Origin of the sequence: Lactobacillus sp. ESL0785 (assembly GCF_029395455.1) — a bacterium.
Taxonomy (GTDB): domain Bacteria; phylum Bacillota; class Bacilli; order Lactobacillales; family Lactobacillaceae; genus Lactobacillus.
In genome coordinates, this window is record NZ_CP113916.1 from 1,218,717 (window position 1) to 1,238,529 (window position 19,813).

The following is a 19,813-nucleotide window of genomic DNA, read 5'->3' on the forward strand; positions in this document are numbered from 1 at the left end:
TCTCTTAAAAAAACTTACTTACAATCCCAGATTGCTCAAGCTCTGGTCAAGTCCTCGACTGATTAGTACTAGTCCGCTCCAAGTCTCACGACTCTTCCACTCCTAGCCTATCTACCTCTTAGTCTTTGAGGTGTCTTACTACTTTCGTATGGGAAATCTCATCTTGAGGGGGGCTTCGCACTTAGATGCTTTCAGCGCTTATCCCTGCCATACTTAGCTACCCAGCTATGCCTTTGGCAAGACAACTGGTACACCAGCGGTATGTCCATCCCGGTCCTCTCGTACTAAGGACAGCTCCTCTCAAATTTCCAACGCCCACGACGGATAGGGACCGAACTGTCTCACGACGTTCTGAACCCAGCTCGCGTGCCGCTTTAATGGGCGAACAGCCCAACCCTTGGGACCTACTTCAGCCCCAGGATGCGACGAGCCGACATCGAGGTGCCAAACCTCCCCGTCGATGTGAACTCTTGGGGGAGATAAGCCTGTTATCCCCAGGGTAGCTTTTATCCGTTGAGTGATGGCCCTTCCATGCGGTACCACCAGATCACTAAGCCCGACTTTCGTCCCTGCTCGAGTTGTCTCTCTCGCAGTCAAGCTCCCTTATACCTTTACACTCTGTGAATGATTTCCAACCATTCTGAGGGAACCTTTGGGCGCCTCCGTTACTCTTTAGGAGGCGACCGCCCCAGTCAAACTGTCCATCTGACACTGTCCTATATCTCGCTTAGAGATATTAGTTAGAGCAGCCATCAAACAAGGTAGTATCCCAACATTGCCTCTGATAAGACTAGCGTCCTATCTTCTCTGGCTCCTACCTATCCTGTACATGTTTAACAGCTACTCAATATCAAATTGCAGTAAAGCTCCATGGGGTCTTTCCGTCCTGTCGCGGGTAACCCGCATCTTCACGGGTATTATAATTTCACCGAGTCTCTCGTTGAGACAGTGCCCAAATCATTACACCTTTCGTGCAGGTCGGAACTTACCCGACAAGGAATTTCGCTACCTTAGGACCGTTATAGTTACGGCCGCCGTTTACTGGGGCTTCAGTTCGAACCTTCGTCTTACGACTAAGCTCTCTCCTTAACCTTCCAGCACCGGGCAGGTGTCAGCACCTATACGTCGTCTTACGACTTTGCAGATACCTGTGTTTTTGATAAACAGTTGTTTGGGCCTATTCACTGCGGCTGGCTCTTACACCAGCACCCCTTCTTCCGAAGTTACGGGGCGATTTTGCCGAGTTCCTTAACGAGAGTTCTCTCGCTCACCTTAGTGTTCTCCACTCGACTACCTGTGTCGGTTTGCGGTACGGGTACGTTAGCTCTCACTAGAAGCTTTTCTTGGCAGTGTGACTTCCAAACCTTCGCTACTTTAATTTCGCTCCTCATCACGACTCATGATTATTAAAAGCAAGCATTTAACTCACTCTCTCACTTATCGCTTGAACATGGCTTCCAGCGCCATGCGTTCTTTGCCTCCTGCGTCCCTCCTTCGTTTTTAACGATCTAACGCAGTACAGGAATCTCTACCTGTTGTCCATCGGCTACGCCTTTCGGCCTTACCTTAGGTCCCGACTTACCCTGGGCGGACGAGCCTGCCCCAGGAAACCTTAGTCTTTCGGCGGATAGGATTCTCACCTATCTTGCGCTACTCATACCGGCATTCTCACTTCTAAACGCTCCAACTATCCTCTCGATTAGCCTTCACCGCATTTAGAACGCTCTCCTACCACGTGTATTACTACACATCCACAGTTTCGGTACTATGCTTAGCCCCGGTAAATTTTCGGCGCAGCGTCACTCGACTAGTGAGCTATTACGCACTCTTTTAATGATGGCTGCTTCTAAGCCAACATCCTAGTTGTCTACGCAACTCCACATCCTTTTCCACTTAGCATAGATTTTGGGACCTTAACTGGTGATCTGGGCTGTTTCCCTTTCGACTACGGATCTTATCACTCGCAGTCTGACTCCAGTGCTTTGATATCTGGAATTCGCAGTTTATCTGAATTCAGTAACCCCTGACGGGCCCTTCGTCCAAACAGAGCTCTACCTCCATTATCATCCTCGCACCAGGCTAGCCCTAAAGCTATTTCGGAGAGAACCAGCTATCTCCAAGTTCGTTTGGAATTTCACCGCTACCCACAGCTCATCCCCGCAATTTTTAACTTACGTGGGTTCGGTCCTCCAGTGCGTTTTACCGCACCTTCAACCTGGCCATGGGTAGGTCACTTGGTTTCGGGTCTACATCAACTTCTATCTCGCCCTATTCAGACTCGCTTTCGCTACGGCTCCGTCTTTTCTGACTTAACCTCGCTAGTTAACGTAACTCGCCGGTTCATTCTACAAAAGGCACGCCATCACCCTTTAATGGGCTCTGACTACTTGTAGGCACACGGTTTCAGGTTCTCTTTCACTCCCCTTCCGGGGTTCTTTTCACCTTTCCCTCACGGTACTGGTTCACTATCGGTCACAATTTAGTATTTAGCCTTGCGAGATGGTCCTCGCTGCTTCAACCGGAATTCCTCGTGTTCCGGCCTACTCAGGATTCTGCTCAGCGTACTTTCAATTTCGCTTACGGGGCTCTCACCCTCTCTGGCTTATCTTCCCAGATAATTCTGCTATCTCCTGTACTACCTTCTTGCAGTCCTACAACCCCAATTGATAAATCAACTGGTTTGGGCTCTTTCCTCTTCGCTCGCCGCTACTAGGGAAATCGATTTTTCTTTCTCTTCCTGCAGCTACTTAGATGTTTCAGTTCACTGCGTCTTGCCCTAACTGACTATCTATTCATCAGCTAGTAATATGATCTCTCATACTGGGTTCCCCCATTCGGATACCTCCGGATCTCTGCGTACTTACCGCTCCCCGAAGCATTTCGCTGTTTGTCACGTCCTTCTTCGCCTTATTGTGCCTAGGCATTCACCGTGCGCCCTTCTTTTCTTGACCTTACTCAAGATACTCTCTCGGTCGCTCTTGCAATCTGTTTCTTTTCTTCAATGATTGTGTCTCGGTTTTTTTCTTGGATTATATTCAGTTTTCAATGTACTAACCATATGGATCTGTTACGATCCAATGGAGGCTAACGGGATCGAACCGATGACCTCCTGCGTGCAAAGCAGGTGCTCTCCCATCTGAGCTAAGCCCCCAAATACTCTTCTCTTCGACAGTCAAATAACTCTGATGTCAATGGGCCTAAATGGACTTGAACCATCGACCTCACGCTTATCAGGCGTGCGCTCTAACCAGCTGAGCTATAGGCCCGTCTCTTGCGTATCTGTTTCTTTTCTCTTTTTGAGGTACTACCCTCAAAACTAAACAATGTTCGCGCCTTTCGTGTGCTTCCGTTGCTCCTAGGCTTCCTCTAGTATCTCTACTCTCCACCTATTCGCTCTTCCTTAGAAAGGAGGTGATCCAGCCGCAGGTTCTCCTACGGCTACCTTGTTACGACTTCACCCTAATCATCTGTCCTACCTTAGACGGCTGACTCCCCGAAGGGTTATCCTACCGGCTTTGGGTATTACAGACTCTCATGGTGTGACGGGCGGTGTGTACAAGGCCCGGGAACGTATTCACCGCGGCGTTCTGATCCGCGATTACTAGCGATTCCAGCTTCATGCACTCGAGTTGCAGAGTGCAATCCGAACTGAGATTAGCTTTAAGAGATTCGCTTGCCTTCACAGGTTCGCTCCTCGTTGTACTAACCATTGTAGCACGTGTGTAGCCCAGGTCATAAGGGGCATGATGACTTGACGTCGTCCCCACCTTCCTCCGGTTTGTCACCGGCAGTCTCATTAGAGTGCCCAACTTAATGCTGGCAACTAATAATAAGGGTTGCGCTCGTTGCGGGACTTAACCCAACATCTCACGACACGAGCTGACGACAGCCATGCACCACCTGTCTTAGTGTCTCCGAAGAGAACTTCATATCTCTATGAATTGCACTAGATGTCAAGACCTGGTAAGGTTCTTCGCGTTGCTTCGAATTAAACCACATGCTCCACCGCTTGTGCGGGCCCCCGTCAATTCCTTTGAGTTTTAACCTTGCGGTCGTACTCCCCAGGCGGAGTGCTTAATGCGTTAGCTGCAGCACTGAGAGGCGGAAACCTCCCAACACTTAGCACTCATCGTTTACGGCATGGACTACCAGGGTATCTAATCCTGTTCGCTACCCATGCTTTCGAACCTCAGCGTCAGTTACAGACCAGAGAGCCGCCTTCGCCACTGGTGTTCTTCCATATATCTACGCATTCCACCCTACACATGGAGTTCCACTCTCCTCTTCTGCACTCAAGAAAGGCAGTTTCAGATGCAATTCCCCGGTTGAGCCGAGGGCTTTCACATCTGACTTGTCTTCCCGCCTGCGTTCGCTTTACGCCCAATAAATCCGGACAACGCTTGCCACCTACGTATTACCGCGGCTGCTGGCACGTAGTTAGCCGTGACTTTCTGGTTGATTACCGTCAAATAGATAACAGTTACTCTATCTATCCTTCTTCACCAACAACAGAGCTTTACGATCCGAAAACCTTCTTCACTCACGCGGCGTTGCTCCATCAGACTTGCGTCCATTGTGGAAGATTCCCTACTGCTGCCTCCCGTAGGAGTTTGGGCCGTGTCTCAGTCCCAATGTGGCCGTTCAGTCTCTCAACTCGGCTATGCATCATCGCCTTGGTAAGCCATTACCTTACCAACTAGCTAATGCACCGCGGGTCCATCCTCTAGTGACAGCTCGAAAGCCGCCTTTCATAGCTAGATCTGCGATCTTACTTCTTATTCGGTATTAGCATCTGTTTCCAAATGGTATCCCAATCTAGAGGGCAGGTTACCCACGTGTTACTCACCCATCCGCCGCTCGCGCTTTTATCTTCCTACCCGAAGGTATTCTGTTAAAATTGCTCGCTCGACTTGCATGTATTAGGCACGCCGCCAGCGTTCGTCCTGAGCCAGGATCAAACTCTCATTTTTAAATGTTTGTTTGAATGTTTGCTCATTCGTTCCAAGATTTGCATCTCGGATTTATTTGCTTGCGAAATTGACTTCGCTTTTTTGTTTTGGGTTCTTACACCCGCACACTTTTTGCGAAAACATTGTTCAGTTTTCAAGGTACTACCCGCTGATGCATTAGCTGCACCAGCGCTTTTTTATTTTAACAGAAGCAATTTCTTTTGTCAAGAACTTTCTTCTGCAACGCTCTTGATGAATTCTCGCTTCACTCAACAGCGTTTATTATCTTACTAAACCTTTCACTCTTTGTCAACTGCTTAGCTTGATATTTCTTTCGCCTTCAGGCTCCTTTGCTTTCCGCTCTCTTGCCCGACGACAGTTATTAATACTACCAACTTACTCTCTCTTTTGCAAGCTTTTTTTGCAAAAAAATAGAATACTATTTCTAGCATTCTATAAAAAGCCTAATTTTTCGGTACTTGTTCAATATTTTGCAGTAACAAATTAATTGATTGATAAATATCGCGAACATCACTTACACATTCTTGAACGACCCAATTATAGATAATTGAATACACACCGATAGCTACCAAATTAATTTTTCTAACTGAAAAAGCTCCCCGCGGCCGCATGTAATTCTCAATTGCTAAAGCCAATTCTTTTGTTAAAACCATACAAAATTGCCGCGGTTCTTTCGCTATTAAAAGCATATTGATATAAAAAATTTTGTTTTCCTGAATCTTGATTAGCACTCGATAAAACATCTGGCGCATTGTTTCACCGCGAAAACTTCGCAGTGAACGTTTTAATTGTAAAACTACAACTGATAAAAGCAAATCCGACATATTTTGATAATGATTATAAAACATCCCGCGCTTAATTTGTGCTTCTTTACAAAATTCAATCACTGTAAATTGACTGCGGATATTTTTAGTTAAGGTGCTCTTCAAAACCCTCTCTGAGCATGGTATTGCCATGTTCTTGTCCTCCTTAAGTTATAATACAATAAATATATCAATAAAAGCGCTAACACGCAATACTTTTAATCAAAAAAATAAAGCGATTTATTTCTGTTTATACCAAGAAATTTAGTTTCAAAAGTACTGTTTTTGCCACAAAAAAAGCAAGACCAATATTGTCTTGCCCTTAATTAACGAGCATCATCACGTCGTTTTTTACGTTGGCGCTTTGCCTTGCGTAGTTCATGACGCTGCTCAATTTTACGTTTTTGTGCTTTATCCTTTTGAATTGCCTGCTTAATCTTCTTTTTATAACCCGGTTTACGTTTTTTCTTTGCCTTTTTAACCAAGCCATTCAAGTGATTATCAACTTGATGATTAGTCGCTTGACGGCGATCCCGTCGGTGATAGTGCTTACGGGGAACTAATTCACCATTTTTCATTTCTACAAAGTCAAAATGAACTCCTAACTTTTCCAGGCCAGCAATCCGTTTCATTTCTTCCTCACGAATCAAGGTAACAGCATGACCTGATAAACCATTACGGCCAGTTCGACCAATTCGGTGAATCACAAAATCTAAATCCCGCGGAATTTCATAGTTAATTACTAAACTGACACCATCAATATCAAGTCCGCGCGCTGCCAAATCGGTCGCAACAACGTACTGAAATTGGCCTGCTTCCACTTCGCGCAGGGCACGCTTACGTTCACGCTCAGTAATTCCACCATGAATTTTAGCTACTTTTAGCCCTTGCTCTTGCAAATATTCTGTTAATTTATCAACTGTCTGCTTGGTGTTGGCAAAAACAAGTGCCAAATAAGGCTGCCCCATTGTCAGCAACTGATACAAGATTTTCTTGCGACTTTTAGCACCAATATCAATCAAATCATTTTTAACCGTTGGCGAAATTACTGCCGGATTATCAATCACAATTTGCTCAGGTTTAGCCATATATTTACGTAAAAAATTCTGCAATTGAACCGGAATTGTTGCCGAAAATGCTGCAAATAAAATTTCCTGAGGCATTCTTTGCGCAATAAAATCAATATCAGTTAAAAAGCCCATATCTAGTGTCATATCAGCTTCATCAATAATAAAATCTTTAACATAATCTAAGAACAATAATTTCTTTTGCACAAAATCATGCAGTCGTCCTGGCGTTGCAACTACCAATTGTGGTCTATTATTAGCAATCTTCTTTAATTGGCGCTCCCGGTCTGTCCCACCAGCTAAATGAGCAATCGAAATCGGCAAGCTTGCTGCATCCCGCAACTCACGTGCCACTTGATATAGTTGCTCTGATAGTTCACGACTAGGCGCCGTGATAATTGCTTGCGTATAAGCTACTTCTGGATCAATGGCATTTAATACTGGTACTAAAAAGGCATGCGTCTTCCCTGAACCAGTAACTGCCTGAACAACAGCATTTTTATGTGCTAATAAAACAGGAATAACTGCTTCCTGCACCTTAGTTGGCTTAGTAAAATTGATTTTTTCTAGCCCAACTTGTAATTCTGGTTTAATCTTGGTGTCTTTAAAAATATTATTCATGTTTTTTCTGATATTCCTTAGTTACTTGAACCAATTCTGCAAAAATTTGCTTAACTTCTGCTAGATCTTGGGCATTAGCACCACTAGCCAATGCATGACCACCACCATCATGCTTAGCAGCCAACTCATTAATAACTGGCCCCTTTGAACGATAGTGTACTCTGTAAGTACCATCCGGCTTTTCCACAAAGACATTCCACGCAATAATATCTTTAATTCTGCCTGGCGTTGCCACTGTACAGGACGCTTGATTGGAATCAACTCCCAATTTAGCTAATGCATCCTTAGATAAAACTGCATAAGCAGCTCCACATGGATCTACTTTCATATAATCCAAAACTTCTGCCTGCAATTTTGCCTGAACAAAAGTAACGTCACTAATATTGCGAGCAATTTCCGTAATATTAATTCCAGTTGCTGCTAATTTAGCAACAATATTAAAAGTATGAGCCGTAGTTTCAGGATACATAAAGCGCCCCGTATCGCCGATAATTCCTGCATATAACGGATATGCAACTGCTGGAGTTAACGGCAAGTTTTCTTCAATTAAGAAGTCGGCAATAATTTGCGATGCTGCCGGTGCTTGGTCATCCACATAACTCATATCAGCATACGGCTCAACATCAGGGTGATGGTCGATTTTAATCAACAAATTACCATGACGATATAAATCATTGGCAATCCGAGCAGTATTAGCAGTATCTGTCGTAATTACAAGGGCACCGCGATAATCTGCCGCGGTTACCTTGTCCATCTTATTAATCCAAATAAGATCACCTTCATCATTTTCACCAGCACACAAAATCCGTTTTTCAGGGAATTTTAGTTTCAGCGAGCGGGCGAGTCCAGCCTGGGATCCTAAGGCATCAGGATCTGGACTAGTATGTCGATGCAGAATAATTGTTGAATATTGTTCGATTTTTCGGTATATTTCTGCAAAAGTACTCATAATTTACTCCTTCAATCTTTATTAATATTAATCTTTAGTTTACCAAAAAAACTGGCTAATCTGAAAACAAGTCTAAATTTATATTCTCAAAATCAGCTTCAGAAAAATCGGTTGCAGTTACTCCTAAGAGTCGAATGCCATTAGTAAGAAAACTACTAGCCAGCGGTTCAAACAGTTCTCGGGCTGCTTGGTAGATTTCCGTTGCATTATGCGTTGCATGCGGCAATTTTCGTCGTTTGGTCACAGTCACAAAATCATTATTGCGAATTTTTAAAACAATTGTATTAGCAAAAAAGTTACGCTTATGCAACTTTCCTTCCAAACTAGCAGCATAATTTCGAATATTAGTTAATGCCGTCTGCTCATCAAAAAGGCACGGCTCATAAGTCCGTTCAATGCCAATCGACTTACGATTGTGCTCATCATCAGGGATGACCCGCGACAAATCAATTCCATTAGCGTGTTCGGCCATCAAATAGCCCATACGGTTAAAATGCTTAATCAACTCGCGCACATGAATCTGTTGCAGCTCCTTACCAGTATATATCCCCATCTGATGAAGACGTTCCTGCGTTCTGGGACCTATGCCATGAAAGTTTTCAATTTTTTGTTTTGCTAAAAAAGCTTTTGCCTCTAGAGGCAAAATAACCGTGCGACCGAATGGCTTAGCATATTCTGACCCCATTTTTGCCAAAAATTTATTATAAGTGACACCAAAAGAACAATTCAATCCTTCTTCCTTACGAATCCGCATCTGTAAGTCAATCGCTAGTTGAACAGCCGAGGTTGAACCCAGCTTATTCTCAGTTACATCCAAATAAGCTTCATCAAGCGCAATCGACTGCACGGAATCCGTAATTTCGTGCATCATTTCGTGGATTGCCGCCGAAACTGCACGGTATTTAGTAAAATCCGGCCGCAAAAAGACCAATTTATCCGCTGGTACCAGCCTAATTGCCTTAATTGACGGCATTGCTGAATGCACACCGTATTTACGAGCGACGTAATTTGCCGTTGCCACGACACCATGACCATGATTTTTCCGGGCATCTTGGCCAATAATCAGCGCCTTATTTTTCAATTCCGGATGATCGCGCATTTCTACTGAAGCATAGAAGGCATCCATATCAATATGGATAATGCGCCGGTGAGTATCATTAAGCGGCAGCAGATCATCACTTGGACTAGTCATAAATCCAATGCTCAGTTGCTGTTTCAAAAATTTTATCAGCAGCTTTAGGTCCCATCCGATATGGTAAATATTCTTCTGGTTTTTGCCCAGCTTTATTATCTTGCTGCCAAGCTGCCTCAATTAAGTCAATGAACTGCCAGTAATTCTTCAATTCACTCCAATGAGTAAAATTAGTTGAATCATTAATAAACACATCGTGCAATAAACGCTCATAACCGTCCGGCACTTGGGCTAATTCAGACTTGGCAAAAATGTAATCCAGATTTTCACGGCGAATGCCACTTGTTGAAATTTTTTTACCATTGATTGTAATGAAAATTTCCATTTGTGGGTCAATCACAATCGTAATGTTGTTGGAATGCGCCTGACCATAAGGATTAGCCATGTGCTTTAAGACAATATCAATGCGGCTTTCCTTTTCTCTAAATTCTTTACCCGTTCTAAAGTAAATCGGTACACCAGCAACGGGGCCCTTTTTGAATTTAATTTGGCCCGCTGCATATGTTTCTGTGGTTGAATTTTCAGCAACATTTGGCTCTTGCTTATAACCAAATGTCGTGTCGCTGCCTAAATATTGTCCCCGAACAAAATGCTTATCAATTGCTGCCTTATCTGGCATAACAATACTGTCAAGCAATTCCTGCTTGGCCTGATGAATACTTTCAGAGCGCAAATCCTTAGGCTCCGGCATGGCAAGCAAGGTAATAATTTGAAAAATATGATTCTGCACCATATCGCGTAAAGCCCCAGAAGTTTCATAATACCCTCCGCGGGCCTCAACGCCGAGCCGTTCTGCTAAAGTAACCTGAATATTTTTAATATTAGCATTATTCCAGACATTCTTAATCAGCGGGTTGGTAAACCGCAATGGCAAAATATTCTGCACCATTTCCTTACCTAAGTAATGATCGATTCGAAAAATATCGTCTTCGGCAAAAGAAGCAGTAATTTGCTTGTTCAACTTTTCGGCAGAGGCAAGGTCACGCCCAAATGGCTTCTCGACTACTATTCTATTAAAACCAGTACTGGTCAGATGCTGGTCATTGATATGCGTTGCAATCGTGCCAAAGAAACGTGGCGCCATGGCCATGTAAAAAATCCGATTACCTTGTGCACTATAACGATCATCAAGTTTTTGCGCTAATTCTTTAAGCGCTTGATAATGTTCAACATTCGTCACATCATGAGACTGATAATAAAAGTGACTGGCAAAATCCTGGACATCGTTTTCGCTAACTTCACGGTGAGTTTCATGAATTGCATCACTTACTTGTTCACGCAAATATTCGTGGGTCCATGGCCGCCGCGCCGTACCGATAACTGCAAAATTATCATGAATTAGGTCTTGCTCATATAAATTAAACAAAGCTGGATACAATTTACGATGGGCCAAATCGCCGCTGCCGCCAAAAATAATCATTACAACTGGAATATTATTCATAAGGGGTCCCTTTCCTAAAATCAAACTTAAGTTAATTCCATTTTATACTATTTTGCAGCCAAACATTAGTTTTAAGACAATCTGATCAATAATTTTCAAAGAAAAATCACCAAAGCTTAATTAAAAACGATGGTGAATTATTATTTTTACGGTGTTAAGCCCTTAATTAGAAATTCAGTTAAAATCACTGGCCTGTACCACATTAATTTTAATTGTTGTCGCCAATTTTATTCCAGCTTTCTTTCATAAAAAGTGAGCACTCACTCATTTAAAGACGGCATCATTTTAATAAAAATCAAGTTACTGAAAATATTATCGGTTAACAAAAAAAGAAGCCCATCGCATATTGCAAGAACTTCTTTAATTTATATTTTTATTCTTCGGTAGAATCATCGTCTGACTTAGCCGGTGTATTTTCAGCAGGCTTATCAGCAGGTGCTGTTACTTTTTCTTCCTTTGCAGGTTCATTATCATCCTCAGCAGCCTTATCAGTAGTATCAGCTTCGACAGCTGGCAAAATTTGTTGAACCGCCATCCGACTAAAAGTTAGGTAAATACCATCAGCATCAACCACAACTGTCTTATCTTTAGTATTAACCGAATCGATCTTCGCATGCAACCCGTCAATTAAAATAACGCTGTCGCCTTTCTTCAATTGGTTCATCATTTCCATTTTCTTCTGTTGTTGCTTTTTCTGTGGCTTAATCATTGTAAAGTACATCAGAGCAAACATAATTACCAATAAAATGATCATCCACATACTGTTACCACCAGTAGCTGCTAAAAATAAAGTATTCACTTCTACACCTCATTAAATTCTAAAAAATCTTAACTATCTAATTATACATAAAATCAATTACATTTGCACTACTGCCCAGGAATTGGTAATCCTAGTTGCAAATAGGCTTTTTCTGTTACCATGCGCCCACGCGGCGTCATTAAAATAAAACCACGTTGCAGTAAATATGGTTCATAAAGCGATTCAATAGTTTCCACATCTTCACCACTATTAGCTGCTAGAGTTCGTATCCCAACTGGACCGCCATGATAATTTTCAATCATGACCCGCAGAATTTTGCGATCCGTCTGATCTAATCCTTCATTATCAACCTGTAATTGTTCGAGCGATCTCGTCGTTGTTGCAAAAGAAATTACTTTTTCACCCTTAACTTCTGCAAAATCCCGTACTCGTCTGAGCAAGCGATTAGCAACTCGCGGCGTTCCTCGAGATCTACGTGCTAGTTCATGAGCTGCTTCTGGGGTAATTTTAATATTAAAAACATTACTTGATCGTTGAATAATTTTTTCCAATTCAGCAATTTGATAATATTGTAAATGTTCAACAATACCAAAACGATCCCGCAATGGTGCTGATAACTGACCTGCCAAAGTTGTTGCCCCTACTAGAGTAAATGGTGGTAGTGGTACGTGAACCGCATGCGTTGTCTGCCCTTCGCCAATCACGATATCAATATAATAATCCTCCATTGCCGAGTAAAGAACTTCTTCAATCGGTTTAGCTAAACGATGAATTTCATCAATAAATAAAACATCTCCGGGATCAAGATCCGTTAACAAAGCAACCAAATCACCCGCTTTTTCAATTGCTGGACCACTTGTACTCTTCAAATGCACACCAAGTTCATTAGCAATTACAAAAGCTAAGGTCGTCTTACCTAGTCCTGGCGGCCCATATAACAAAACATGGTCAAGGGCTTCATCACGCTGCTTAGCAGCTTTAATATAAACCGTCATATCTTTTTTTACCCGCTCTTGACCCAAATAATCAGCTAACCGCTGCGGTCTAAGCGAAAATTCTGCCTGTTCTTCACTTTGTCCCTGACTCTCACCAGAAACAACCGAATCTTCTTTATCTGCCACCAGTTTCACTTCCTTTTTATTCATTACTCTCTATTATAACAAGAATTACTTCTTTAGGAGAAGCGCCAATCCCTGCTTAATATACTGGTCCGCTGTTGTCTGAGACGCAGCCGCCAATTTTGGTGTTATTCGGTCAACCTCTTTTTTGGTATAACCCAAAGCCAGCAATGCTAGTAAGGCATCATTTAATTCAGGTGAAATCTTCATATCATTGATTTGATCAACGCGTTGAACAAAATCACCCAATTTGCCTTTCAAATCTAATACAATCTGTGAGGCCGTCTTTTTACCAACACCAGGGAACCGCGTCAAATACTTAACTTCTCCCTGCTCAATAGCTTCAGCTAAAGAATTACTATCTTCTGCCGCCATGATTGCCAACGCAGACTTGGGACCAATCCCACTGACGCTAAGCAGCTTCAAAAACAAACCTTTGTCATCTGCACTTTGAAAGCCATACAGGGTAATCCCAGTATCACGGACAACCTGCTCAAGATACACCGTAGCTGGTTGCCCTTCTTGATAAGCAAACGGAGTGGGGCTGAAAATTTTATAGCCGACCCCACCAACATCAAGCACAATATAATCAGGCATAATTTCAGTAATTATACCTTTTAAATATTCATACATTAATTATCTATCCTTTTTAAACATTTTATTTAATTCATTTTCCCGCAAACGCACAAGTACCAAATTTCCCATTGCATCATGATAAGGATCATTAACCTGCCGCAACTTAGTCAAAACTGTTCCAGCTTCAGCAGCAGTCAGTTTAATTCGACCTGAAACCTCTTTTTGTGCTTGCTGAGCTGCAATTCGGTTAATCCAGCTAGCAGAAGCTGTTTGGTCAATATTTAAGAAACTATCCAAAATATTACGAATTGCTACTTCCGGATCACCCTTAATCCAGGTTGGATAAGAACGCAAAATAAATGTCTCTTGCCCAAATTCTTCTAAGAATAAACCAATTTTGTTAATTTGTGACAAATGATTTTTAATTTGCATAAAATCTAAATTACCAAATGACAATGTTAATGGCGTCAGCAAGCCTTGTTGCGTAATTTTTTGTTCAGTAATTATCTGGACTATCGCCGTAAAACGTAACAGACGACGAGCAGCCAACTGATCAACTAAATATAAATCTTCACCATCAGCCGCAATTATGTAAGTTTTAGTTTGACCAATAAAACGCAGTTCCGGCAATTGATTAGCCAAAACTTCATCCCCAGTTGATACAACCGTGGCATCAAGTTGCTGGTGACCAAAAGGCGTTAAATGACACTGCTCATGCACATTTTTAAGCCAAGTTTTAGTAATAAGGTAGCGATCATCTTCACGCGGCACAGTTAAATCAACATATTGCCCGTGCTTGGGAATAACAATGGCAGCAGGTTTGCTTTCATGCACTTCATTAATACTTGTAGAACGCTTCGTATCGACCACATTTTTATTTAAATTGAACTTAAGTTGATCAACTAACGTATCCTGTTTAGTTGCAGCCAAATTGTCAAGCGCACTAACTTCATTTGCTGATAAGAGTGCATTACTGATTGCATTAGTTACCAAACGACTAAGATCTTGTTCTTTCGACAAGCGAACTTCCTGCTTAGTGGGATGCACATTAACATCGACAAGCAAAGGATCAACTTCAATTTTTACTACAACAATCGGATAATGTTTTGCAGCTAAATGAGTACCGTAACCAGCCATAACCGCTGCGGCCAATTTGAAATTACGAATATACCGGCCATTCAGCAAAATCGAAATAAAATTGCGTGTCGACCGAGTTAACTCTGGTTTAGACAGCAAACCATTAACTGTAAAATCACTATTGTTACTTTCAAATGGCAGCATTTTTTCTGCAATATGCCGACCATAAACACTGGAAACTGTCTGCTGTAAATTACCATTACCAGCTGTCCGTAACAAAATTCGTCCTTCATTGGTTAGTGTTAGAGCCAATTGTGGATAGCCCAAAGCAATCCGGTTCACAATATCTACAATTTTCATAATTTCGGTACGTGGACTACGTAAATACTTCAGCCGGGCCGGAGTATTATAAAATAAATCTTTAACTGTAATTTGAGTGCCTTTTTTAGCAGCAGCATCTTCCTGCAGTACCTTCACGCCACCGTTAAACTCTGCCCGCTGACCAACAGCTCCCGCAACATTAGATAAAATTTCCACATGACTAACAGCCGCAATCGAAGCCAAAGCCTCACCGCGAAAACCCAAAGTACCAACATTAAACAAGTCGTGCTCACTGGTAATTTTGCTTGTTGCGTGCCGCGTAAAAGCCAGATCAATTTGATCACCAGCAATTCCTGTACCATTATCCTGTACGACAATTTCTTTTAATCCTGCATTAACAAAGTCAATTCGAATCCGACTACTACCAGCATCAATGGCGTTTTCTACCAATTCCTTAACGACACTTGCTGGCCGTTCGATTACCTCTCCGGCTGCAATTTGGTTAGCTAAATTTTCCGTTAATTCATGAATTTGCGCCATACCTAATTTTTATCCTTTAAATCTTCCTGCCAATTTTCAACCAACTGCATTACCTGCAATGGTGTTTGATCCGCTAAATAAAGATTAGCAATTTCATCCAAAATATCTTTTTCTTTATCAGTAACAGGAGTTACGTCAGATTCTACTAAATTTTCTGTTTCTTCACTAGCCGAATTACTGCTAAACAAGTCAAGTTGCATAGAAGTTGGACCCAGATTACTGCCTTGTGCCTCTAGCCGTTGCAAGAGTTTAGTCGCCTGCCGCAATACTTTACGTGGTAGACCAGCAAGTTGTGCTACATGAATCCCATAACTTTGATCAGCTGGTCCTGGTAAAATTTTATGTAAGAAAATCAGTTTCCCATTTTCTTCAGTTGCTCCCACATGAATATTTTTTAAATGTGGCAGCGTTTGTTCCAGCGCTGTTAATTCATGAAAGTGTGTTGCAAATAAGACTTTTGCGCCAACTTCATCATGTAAATATTGCACAATTGCACCAGCCAGAGCCATACCATCATATGTTGCCGTGCCGCGACCAATTTCATCAAACAAGACTAGGCTGCGCTTAGTTGCCGCTTGCAGAGCAGCATTAGCCTCTGTCATTTCTACCATAAAAGTACTTTGACCTGAAATTAGGTCATCTGCAGCACCAATCCGCGTAAAAATCTGGTCAAAAATTGGTAAGTCAGCACTTTCTGCTGGCACAAATGAACCCACTTGTGCCATAACTGCAATTAAAGCCATCTGCCGCATATAAGTACTTTTACCAGACATATTTGGCCCTGTAATTAAGAAAATATTGGTAGCTTCATCAAGCTTAACATCATTAGGAATATAGGCTCCAGCCTGCATTACTTTTTCAACTACTGGGTGACGCCCAGCAACTACCTTCACGTCCTGATTGTCGGTATGAAAATGTGGTCGACAATAATTATTTTCTTCTGCCACTTGAGCAAACGAACAGAAAACATCCAAACTAGCTAACTGTCCTGCTAACTTTTGCAAAGCAGAAATGTATTTTTTAACTTCTTCACGTAATTTAACAAACAAGTCATATTCCAAATCTGTTGACTTTGTTTGTGCTTCTAAAATTAAATTTTCGTGTTCTTTTAATTCCGGCGTAATATAACGTTCAGCATTCGTCAATGTTTGCTTACGCATATAACGGTCTTGTGGCACCTTACTCTTATTAGAATTAGTTACCTGAAGATAATAGCCAAACACCTTGTTATAACCTACTTTCAGGTTATCGATGCCCGTCTTTTGCCGCTCAGAAACTTCCATTTCTGCTAACCATTTTTTGCCGTTATTCATCGCGTCGCGATAACGATCAAGTTGACTGTCAACGCCGTCTCGAATCAAGCCGCCATCTGTAGTTACAATCGGTGGCTGATCAACAATGGTAGTTGCAATTAATTTGGCAACACCCTTTAACGGATCGATTGCTTGCGCAAAGTGCTGCAAGATTTCACTATCAGATTTTTGTAATTCCGCTAGAATTGTGGGAACCGCTGCAAGTGAATGCGATAATTGCAATAATTCACGAGCATTGACATTGCCAAAAGCAATCCGTCCTGTCAGACGCTCTAAGTCATAAACACCCTTTAAAGCATCAATCACATTTTCCCGAGTAAAGTAGCCATCCAATAATGACTGTACCATTTCTTGTCGCTCTTGTAACTTGTCAACTGCAAGCAATGGCCGTGCCAACCACTGTTTAAGCAATCGACCGCCCATCGCTGTATGCGTTTTATCAAGCACCCAGAAAAGCGAACCCATTTTTTTGCCCGTTTTAGCAGAAGAAATTAATTCTAAATTGTTCTGCACTGTATGCGACATTTGCAAATATTGGTTTACTTCATAACTTTGTGCAACTTGCAAATGTGCCAGACTGCGCTTCTGCGTTGTCAATAAATAACTGACTAACTGCTTAACAGCAGCCTTCTCAGCACTATTAGTTAATTGTTGTTGAGCAAATGAAATCTCAGCATGCTTTTTAGTGAGTTCAACTGGTTTAGAAATGGTAATATTAGCTTTATTAAAAAACTCAGTATCATCACTACTTAAATGCCCATTATAGACAACTTCGCGTGTTCGTAATGACAATAACTCGTTAGCAACTGCCGCAAATGTTTTTAAGTGCGTCGCAAAAATTTCACCAGTTGAGACATCACTGTATGCCAACCCAAAACCACTCTTAGTCGTCACAACTGATGTTAGATAATTTGCATCCTTGGCTTCACTCGGCTTATCGCTTAGTCTTGTTCCCGGCGTCACTAATTGGATAATCCCACGCTTAACCATGCCTTTAGCTTCTTTAGGATTTTCTAATTGCTCACACAGTGCAACTTTGTAGCCCTTTTCCACTAGTGTATCAACATACGAATCAACGGCAACGTGAGGTACACCCGCCATTGGAATGGGGTTAGCACTCTTATTAGAGCGGTGTGTTAAAGTTAATTCTAGAATCTGCGCACCTTTGACAGCATCATCTTCAAATAATTCATAAAAATCACCGACACGATAAAAAAGGAAGGCATCGGGATATTGCTTTTTAATTTCGTAATATTGCTCCATCATCGGAGTCGTACTTGCTTTTGCCATTTATTCCTCTTCTTCTTTACTATTACTGTTATATTATACGCTATCTCTTGGGGCAAAAGAAAAAAGACCACTGGTTAATGATCTTTTTCTTAAATAAATTGATATAAAAACAATCTTATTGCTAATAAAAGTATAAAAATTACTGCACCCTGAATACTAAGAGCACGCTGATAATTAGGCCAAAACATTAAAATTAACCAAATAACAACCATCATTACTAATACTATCAATGAACTAACTAAATTACTATTACTAAAAGCAAAAATATGCACTAACATAAATACTAATAAATATTGCCAAATACGCGGTGCAATATTTATCACGAGACTTTTAAAACTCGGCTGGCGTATTACCATTAACCTACTAAGCGAATTAAAATCACTGCGTGGCAGCCAAATAGACATGCAATCAAAAAATAGCATATTGGCTGATAGTAGCGAAAAAATAAATGGCCTAGGTAACCAAGCAAAATTAAGTTGCCATAGTTTCTTAGCCGATAAATATAATGTCCAATTCTCACGTGCCAAAATAATCAATAAACTTGTCGCAGCCGCATAAATATAAAAGACAAATTTCTTATTCATTAACAATTACACCATTTTTTAATTTTAAATACTGATCGTATTTAATCTCTGGAATTTGATCGTGACTAGCCACGACTACCGTTTTGTTTTCTTGCTTCAGCTTTGCTAGTAAAGCTATAAATTGCCCAATACTATCTTGGTCAATCCCTCTAGTTGGCTCATCAAGCAAAATAATATTTTGTCCCTCCATTACTGCTTGAATAATTCCTACTTTTTGCCGCATACCAACAGAATATTTGGCAATCGCCTGCTGATCATCAGGATCAAGTTCAAAATATTGCAGTAAAGCCCTAACTTTTTCTTCATTAAAGCGATGATTCAAGTTAGCCAAGAAATGTAAGTTAGTCATTGCGGATTCATATTCCAAAAATTCCGGATTTTCAATTAATGCACCAATCAAATCATCCTTGCCAATTGTAACACTGCCGCTGTCAGGCTTTAATAAGCCGGTAATAATTTTAAAAATTGTTGATTTCCCTGAACCATTGATCCCTGAAATATGTACTAATTCACCAGCTTCAGCTGTCATTGTTACATCTTGCAAAACCTGCTTATTCTTAAAAGATTTCTTAATATGAGTCAATTGCAACATGATAAGTCTCCCCTTTAATATCCGCCATAAATATGATGCACTGCCCGATACAGAGGATCATATAAAGGACTATATTTAATCAAAATTTGTTTTTCAAAATAAAAATGATATGCCATTTCCAAAATAAATATGATCAATAATAACAAGTATGGATGCTTCAAATTATAAGCACCAACTAAAACCCAAGCTAAAAATAGCAATATGCCAACATGTAACACCAAAATCATTGTTCCTAAAATTGAATTACCATTACGAAATAAGGGAAAACTGGTAAACAGGTATGGCACAATTAGGCCTAAACAGAAGACTAAGCAATACATTGTTACTAATATCAGTAATCTCTTAGTCATCTGATTAGTTTGACCACGAACACCGACTAACAAACGGACATTACGAAAGCGCAGTATTTGAGTGTACATTAATGCCAAAATCACTGGTTGTAAATATAATGACACTAGATTTGAATCAATATACGCGTTAGGTAATTCCATAGTTTCAGCTGGACTATTAATAATCAGATACCAGCCACCCCACAAGCCTAGCAATGCAATTATTATCCCAATTAACCAGATACGCTGGCTTACCTTTTTAACTAACAT

Annotated in this window: 13 protein-coding genes, 2 tRNA genes and 2 rRNA genes; all 17 read right to left on the bottom strand. The window is 41.2% G+C overall.

What is annotated here, in order from left to right:
- Nucleotides 1-42: 42 nt before the first annotated feature.
- Nucleotides 43-2,951: ribosomal RNA gene (locus tag OZY43_RS05790) — 23S ribosomal RNA — on the bottom strand.
- A 127-nt stretch (nt 2,952-3,078) separates the two neighbouring features.
- Nucleotides 3,079-3,151: transfer RNA gene (locus OZY43_RS05795), tRNA-Ala, on the bottom strand.
- A 41-nt stretch (nt 3,152-3,192) separates the two neighbouring features.
- Nucleotides 3,193-3,266, bottom strand: a tRNA-Ile gene (locus OZY43_RS05800).
- Between the two features lie 138 nt (nt 3,267-3,404).
- Nucleotides 3,405-4,970, bottom strand: a 16S ribosomal RNA gene (locus tag OZY43_RS05805).
- The 16S and 23S rRNA genes sit together here with 2 tRNA genes alongside, the layout of an rRNA operon.
- Before the next feature lie 443 nt (nt 4,971-5,413).
- Entirely contained in the window at nt 5,414-5,926 is a 513-nt protein-coding gene (locus OZY43_RS05810; RefSeq protein WP_277164122.1) for a hypothetical protein, read from the bottom strand.
- A gap of 173 nt (nt 5,927-6,099) precedes the next feature.
- A complete protein-coding gene (locus tag OZY43_RS05815) occupies nt 6,100-7,461 on the bottom strand; it encodes a DEAD/DEAH box helicase (RefSeq protein WP_277164123.1) in 1,362 nt (453 codons plus the stop codon).
- Nucleotides 7,454-8,410 carry a bifunctional oligoribonuclease/PAP phosphatase NrnA gene (locus tag OZY43_RS05820; protein WP_277164124.1) on the bottom strand — a complete coding sequence of 319 codons (957 nt, stop codon included), beginning with the start codon at nt 8,408-8,410 and terminating at the stop codon, nt 7,454-7,456. The genes OZY43_RS05815 and OZY43_RS05820 overlap by 8 nt, the downstream gene beginning before the upstream one ends.
- Nucleotides 8,411-8,465: 55 nt before the next feature.
- On the bottom strand, nt 8,466-9,602 hold the full coding sequence (gene dinB / locus OZY43_RS05825; RefSeq protein ID WP_348535289.1) for a DNA polymerase IV: 1,137 nt from the start codon (nt 9,600-9,602) through the stop codon (nt 8,466-8,468).
- The gene (zwf, locus tag OZY43_RS05830; protein WP_277164126.1) at nt 9,595-11,043 is read right to left on the bottom strand and encodes a glucose-6-phosphate dehydrogenase; all 1,449 of its coding nucleotides are present in this window, start codon (nt 11,041-11,043) and stop codon (nt 9,595-9,597) included. Before zwf ends, dinB begins: the two co-directional genes overlap by 8 nt.
- Nucleotides 11,044-11,416: 373 nt before the next feature.
- Nucleotides 11,417-11,842 carry a preprotein translocase subunit YajC gene (gene yajC, locus OZY43_RS05835; RefSeq protein ID WP_277164127.1) on the bottom strand — a complete coding sequence of 142 codons (426 nt, stop codon included), beginning with the start codon at nt 11,840-11,842 and terminating at the stop codon, nt 11,417-11,419.
- Nucleotides 11,843-11,910: 68 nt separating this feature from the next.
- Nucleotides 11,911-12,948: a Holliday junction branch migration DNA helicase RuvB gene (gene ruvB / locus OZY43_RS05840; protein ID WP_277164128.1), complete on the bottom strand. Its 1,038-nt coding sequence runs from the start codon at nt 12,946-12,948 to the stop codon at nt 11,911-11,913.
- Between the two features lie 21 nt (nt 12,949-12,969).
- Entirely contained in the window at nt 12,970-13,554 is a 585-nt protein-coding gene (gene ruvA / locus OZY43_RS05845; RefSeq protein WP_277164129.1) for a Holliday junction branch migration protein RuvA, read from the bottom strand.
- 3 nt (nt 13,555-13,557) lie between these two features.
- The gene (mutL, locus tag OZY43_RS05850) at nt 13,558-15,435 is read right to left on the bottom strand and encodes a DNA mismatch repair endonuclease MutL (protein WP_277164130.1); all 1,878 of its coding nucleotides are present in this window, start codon (nt 15,433-15,435) and stop codon (nt 13,558-13,560) included.
- 2 nt (nt 15,436-15,437) lie between these two features.
- A complete protein-coding gene (gene mutS / locus OZY43_RS05855) occupies nt 15,438-18,014 on the bottom strand; it encodes a DNA mismatch repair protein MutS (protein WP_277166372.1) in 2,577 nt (858 codons plus the stop codon).
- A gap of 113 nt (nt 18,015-18,127) precedes the next feature.
- Entirely contained in the window at nt 18,128-18,622 is a 495-nt protein-coding gene (locus OZY43_RS05860) for a hypothetical protein (RefSeq protein WP_277164131.1), read from the bottom strand.
- Complete coding sequence (locus OZY43_RS05865) at nt 18,615-19,214, bottom strand: ABC transporter ATP-binding protein (RefSeq protein WP_277164132.1); 600 nt, start codon at nt 19,212-19,214, stop codon at nt 18,615-18,617. Before OZY43_RS05865 ends, OZY43_RS05860 begins: the two co-directional genes overlap by 8 nt.
- A gap of 14 nt (nt 19,215-19,228) precedes the next feature.
- Nucleotides 19,229-19,813, bottom strand: a complete 585-nt coding sequence (locus OZY43_RS05870) for a hypothetical protein (RefSeq protein WP_277164133.1) — start codon at nt 19,811-19,813, stop codon at nt 19,229-19,231.

Coding starts and splice junctions, on each gene's coding strand:
- ruvA (WP_277164129.1), bottom strand. CDS start 13,554: ATGTATGAATATTTAAAAGGTATAATTACTGAAATTATGCCTGATTAT.
- OZY43_RS05860 (WP_277164131.1), bottom strand. CDS start 18,622: ATGAATAAGAAATTTGTCTTTTATATTTATGCGGCTGCGACAAGTTTA.
- OZY43_RS05810 (WP_277164122.1), bottom strand. CDS start 5,926: ATGGCAATACCATGCTCAGAGAGGGTTTTGAAGAGCACCTTAACTAAA.
- zwf (WP_277164126.1), bottom strand. CDS start 11,043: ATGAATAATATTCCAGTTGTAATGATTATTTTTGGCGGCAGCGGCGAT.
- mutS (WP_277166372.1), bottom strand. CDS start 18,014: ATGATGGAGCAATATTACGAAATTAAAAAGCAATATCCCGATGCCTTC.
- OZY43_RS05865 (WP_277164132.1), bottom strand. CDS start 19,214: ATGTTGCAATTGACTCATATTAAGAAATCTTTTAAGAATAAGCAGGTT.
- dinB (WP_348535289.1), bottom strand. CDS start 9,602: ATGACTAGTCCAAGTGATGATCTGCTGCCGCTTAATGATACTCACCGG.
- OZY43_RS05815 (WP_277164123.1), bottom strand. CDS start 7,461: ATGAATAATATTTTTAAAGACACCAAGATTAAACCAGAATTACAAGTT.
- mutL (WP_277164130.1), bottom strand. CDS start 15,435: ATGGCGCAAATTCATGAATTAACGGAAAATTTAGCTAACCAAATTGCA.
- OZY43_RS05820 (WP_277164124.1), bottom strand. CDS start 8,410: ATGAGTACTTTTGCAGAAATATACCGAAAAATCGAACAATATTCAACA.
- OZY43_RS05870 (WP_277164133.1), bottom strand. CDS start 19,813: ATGTTAGTTAAAAAGGTAAGCCAGCGTATCTGGTTAATTGGGATAATA.
- ruvB (WP_277164128.1), bottom strand. CDS start 12,948: ATGAATAAAAAGGAAGTGAAACTGGTGGCAGATAAAGAAGATTCGGTT.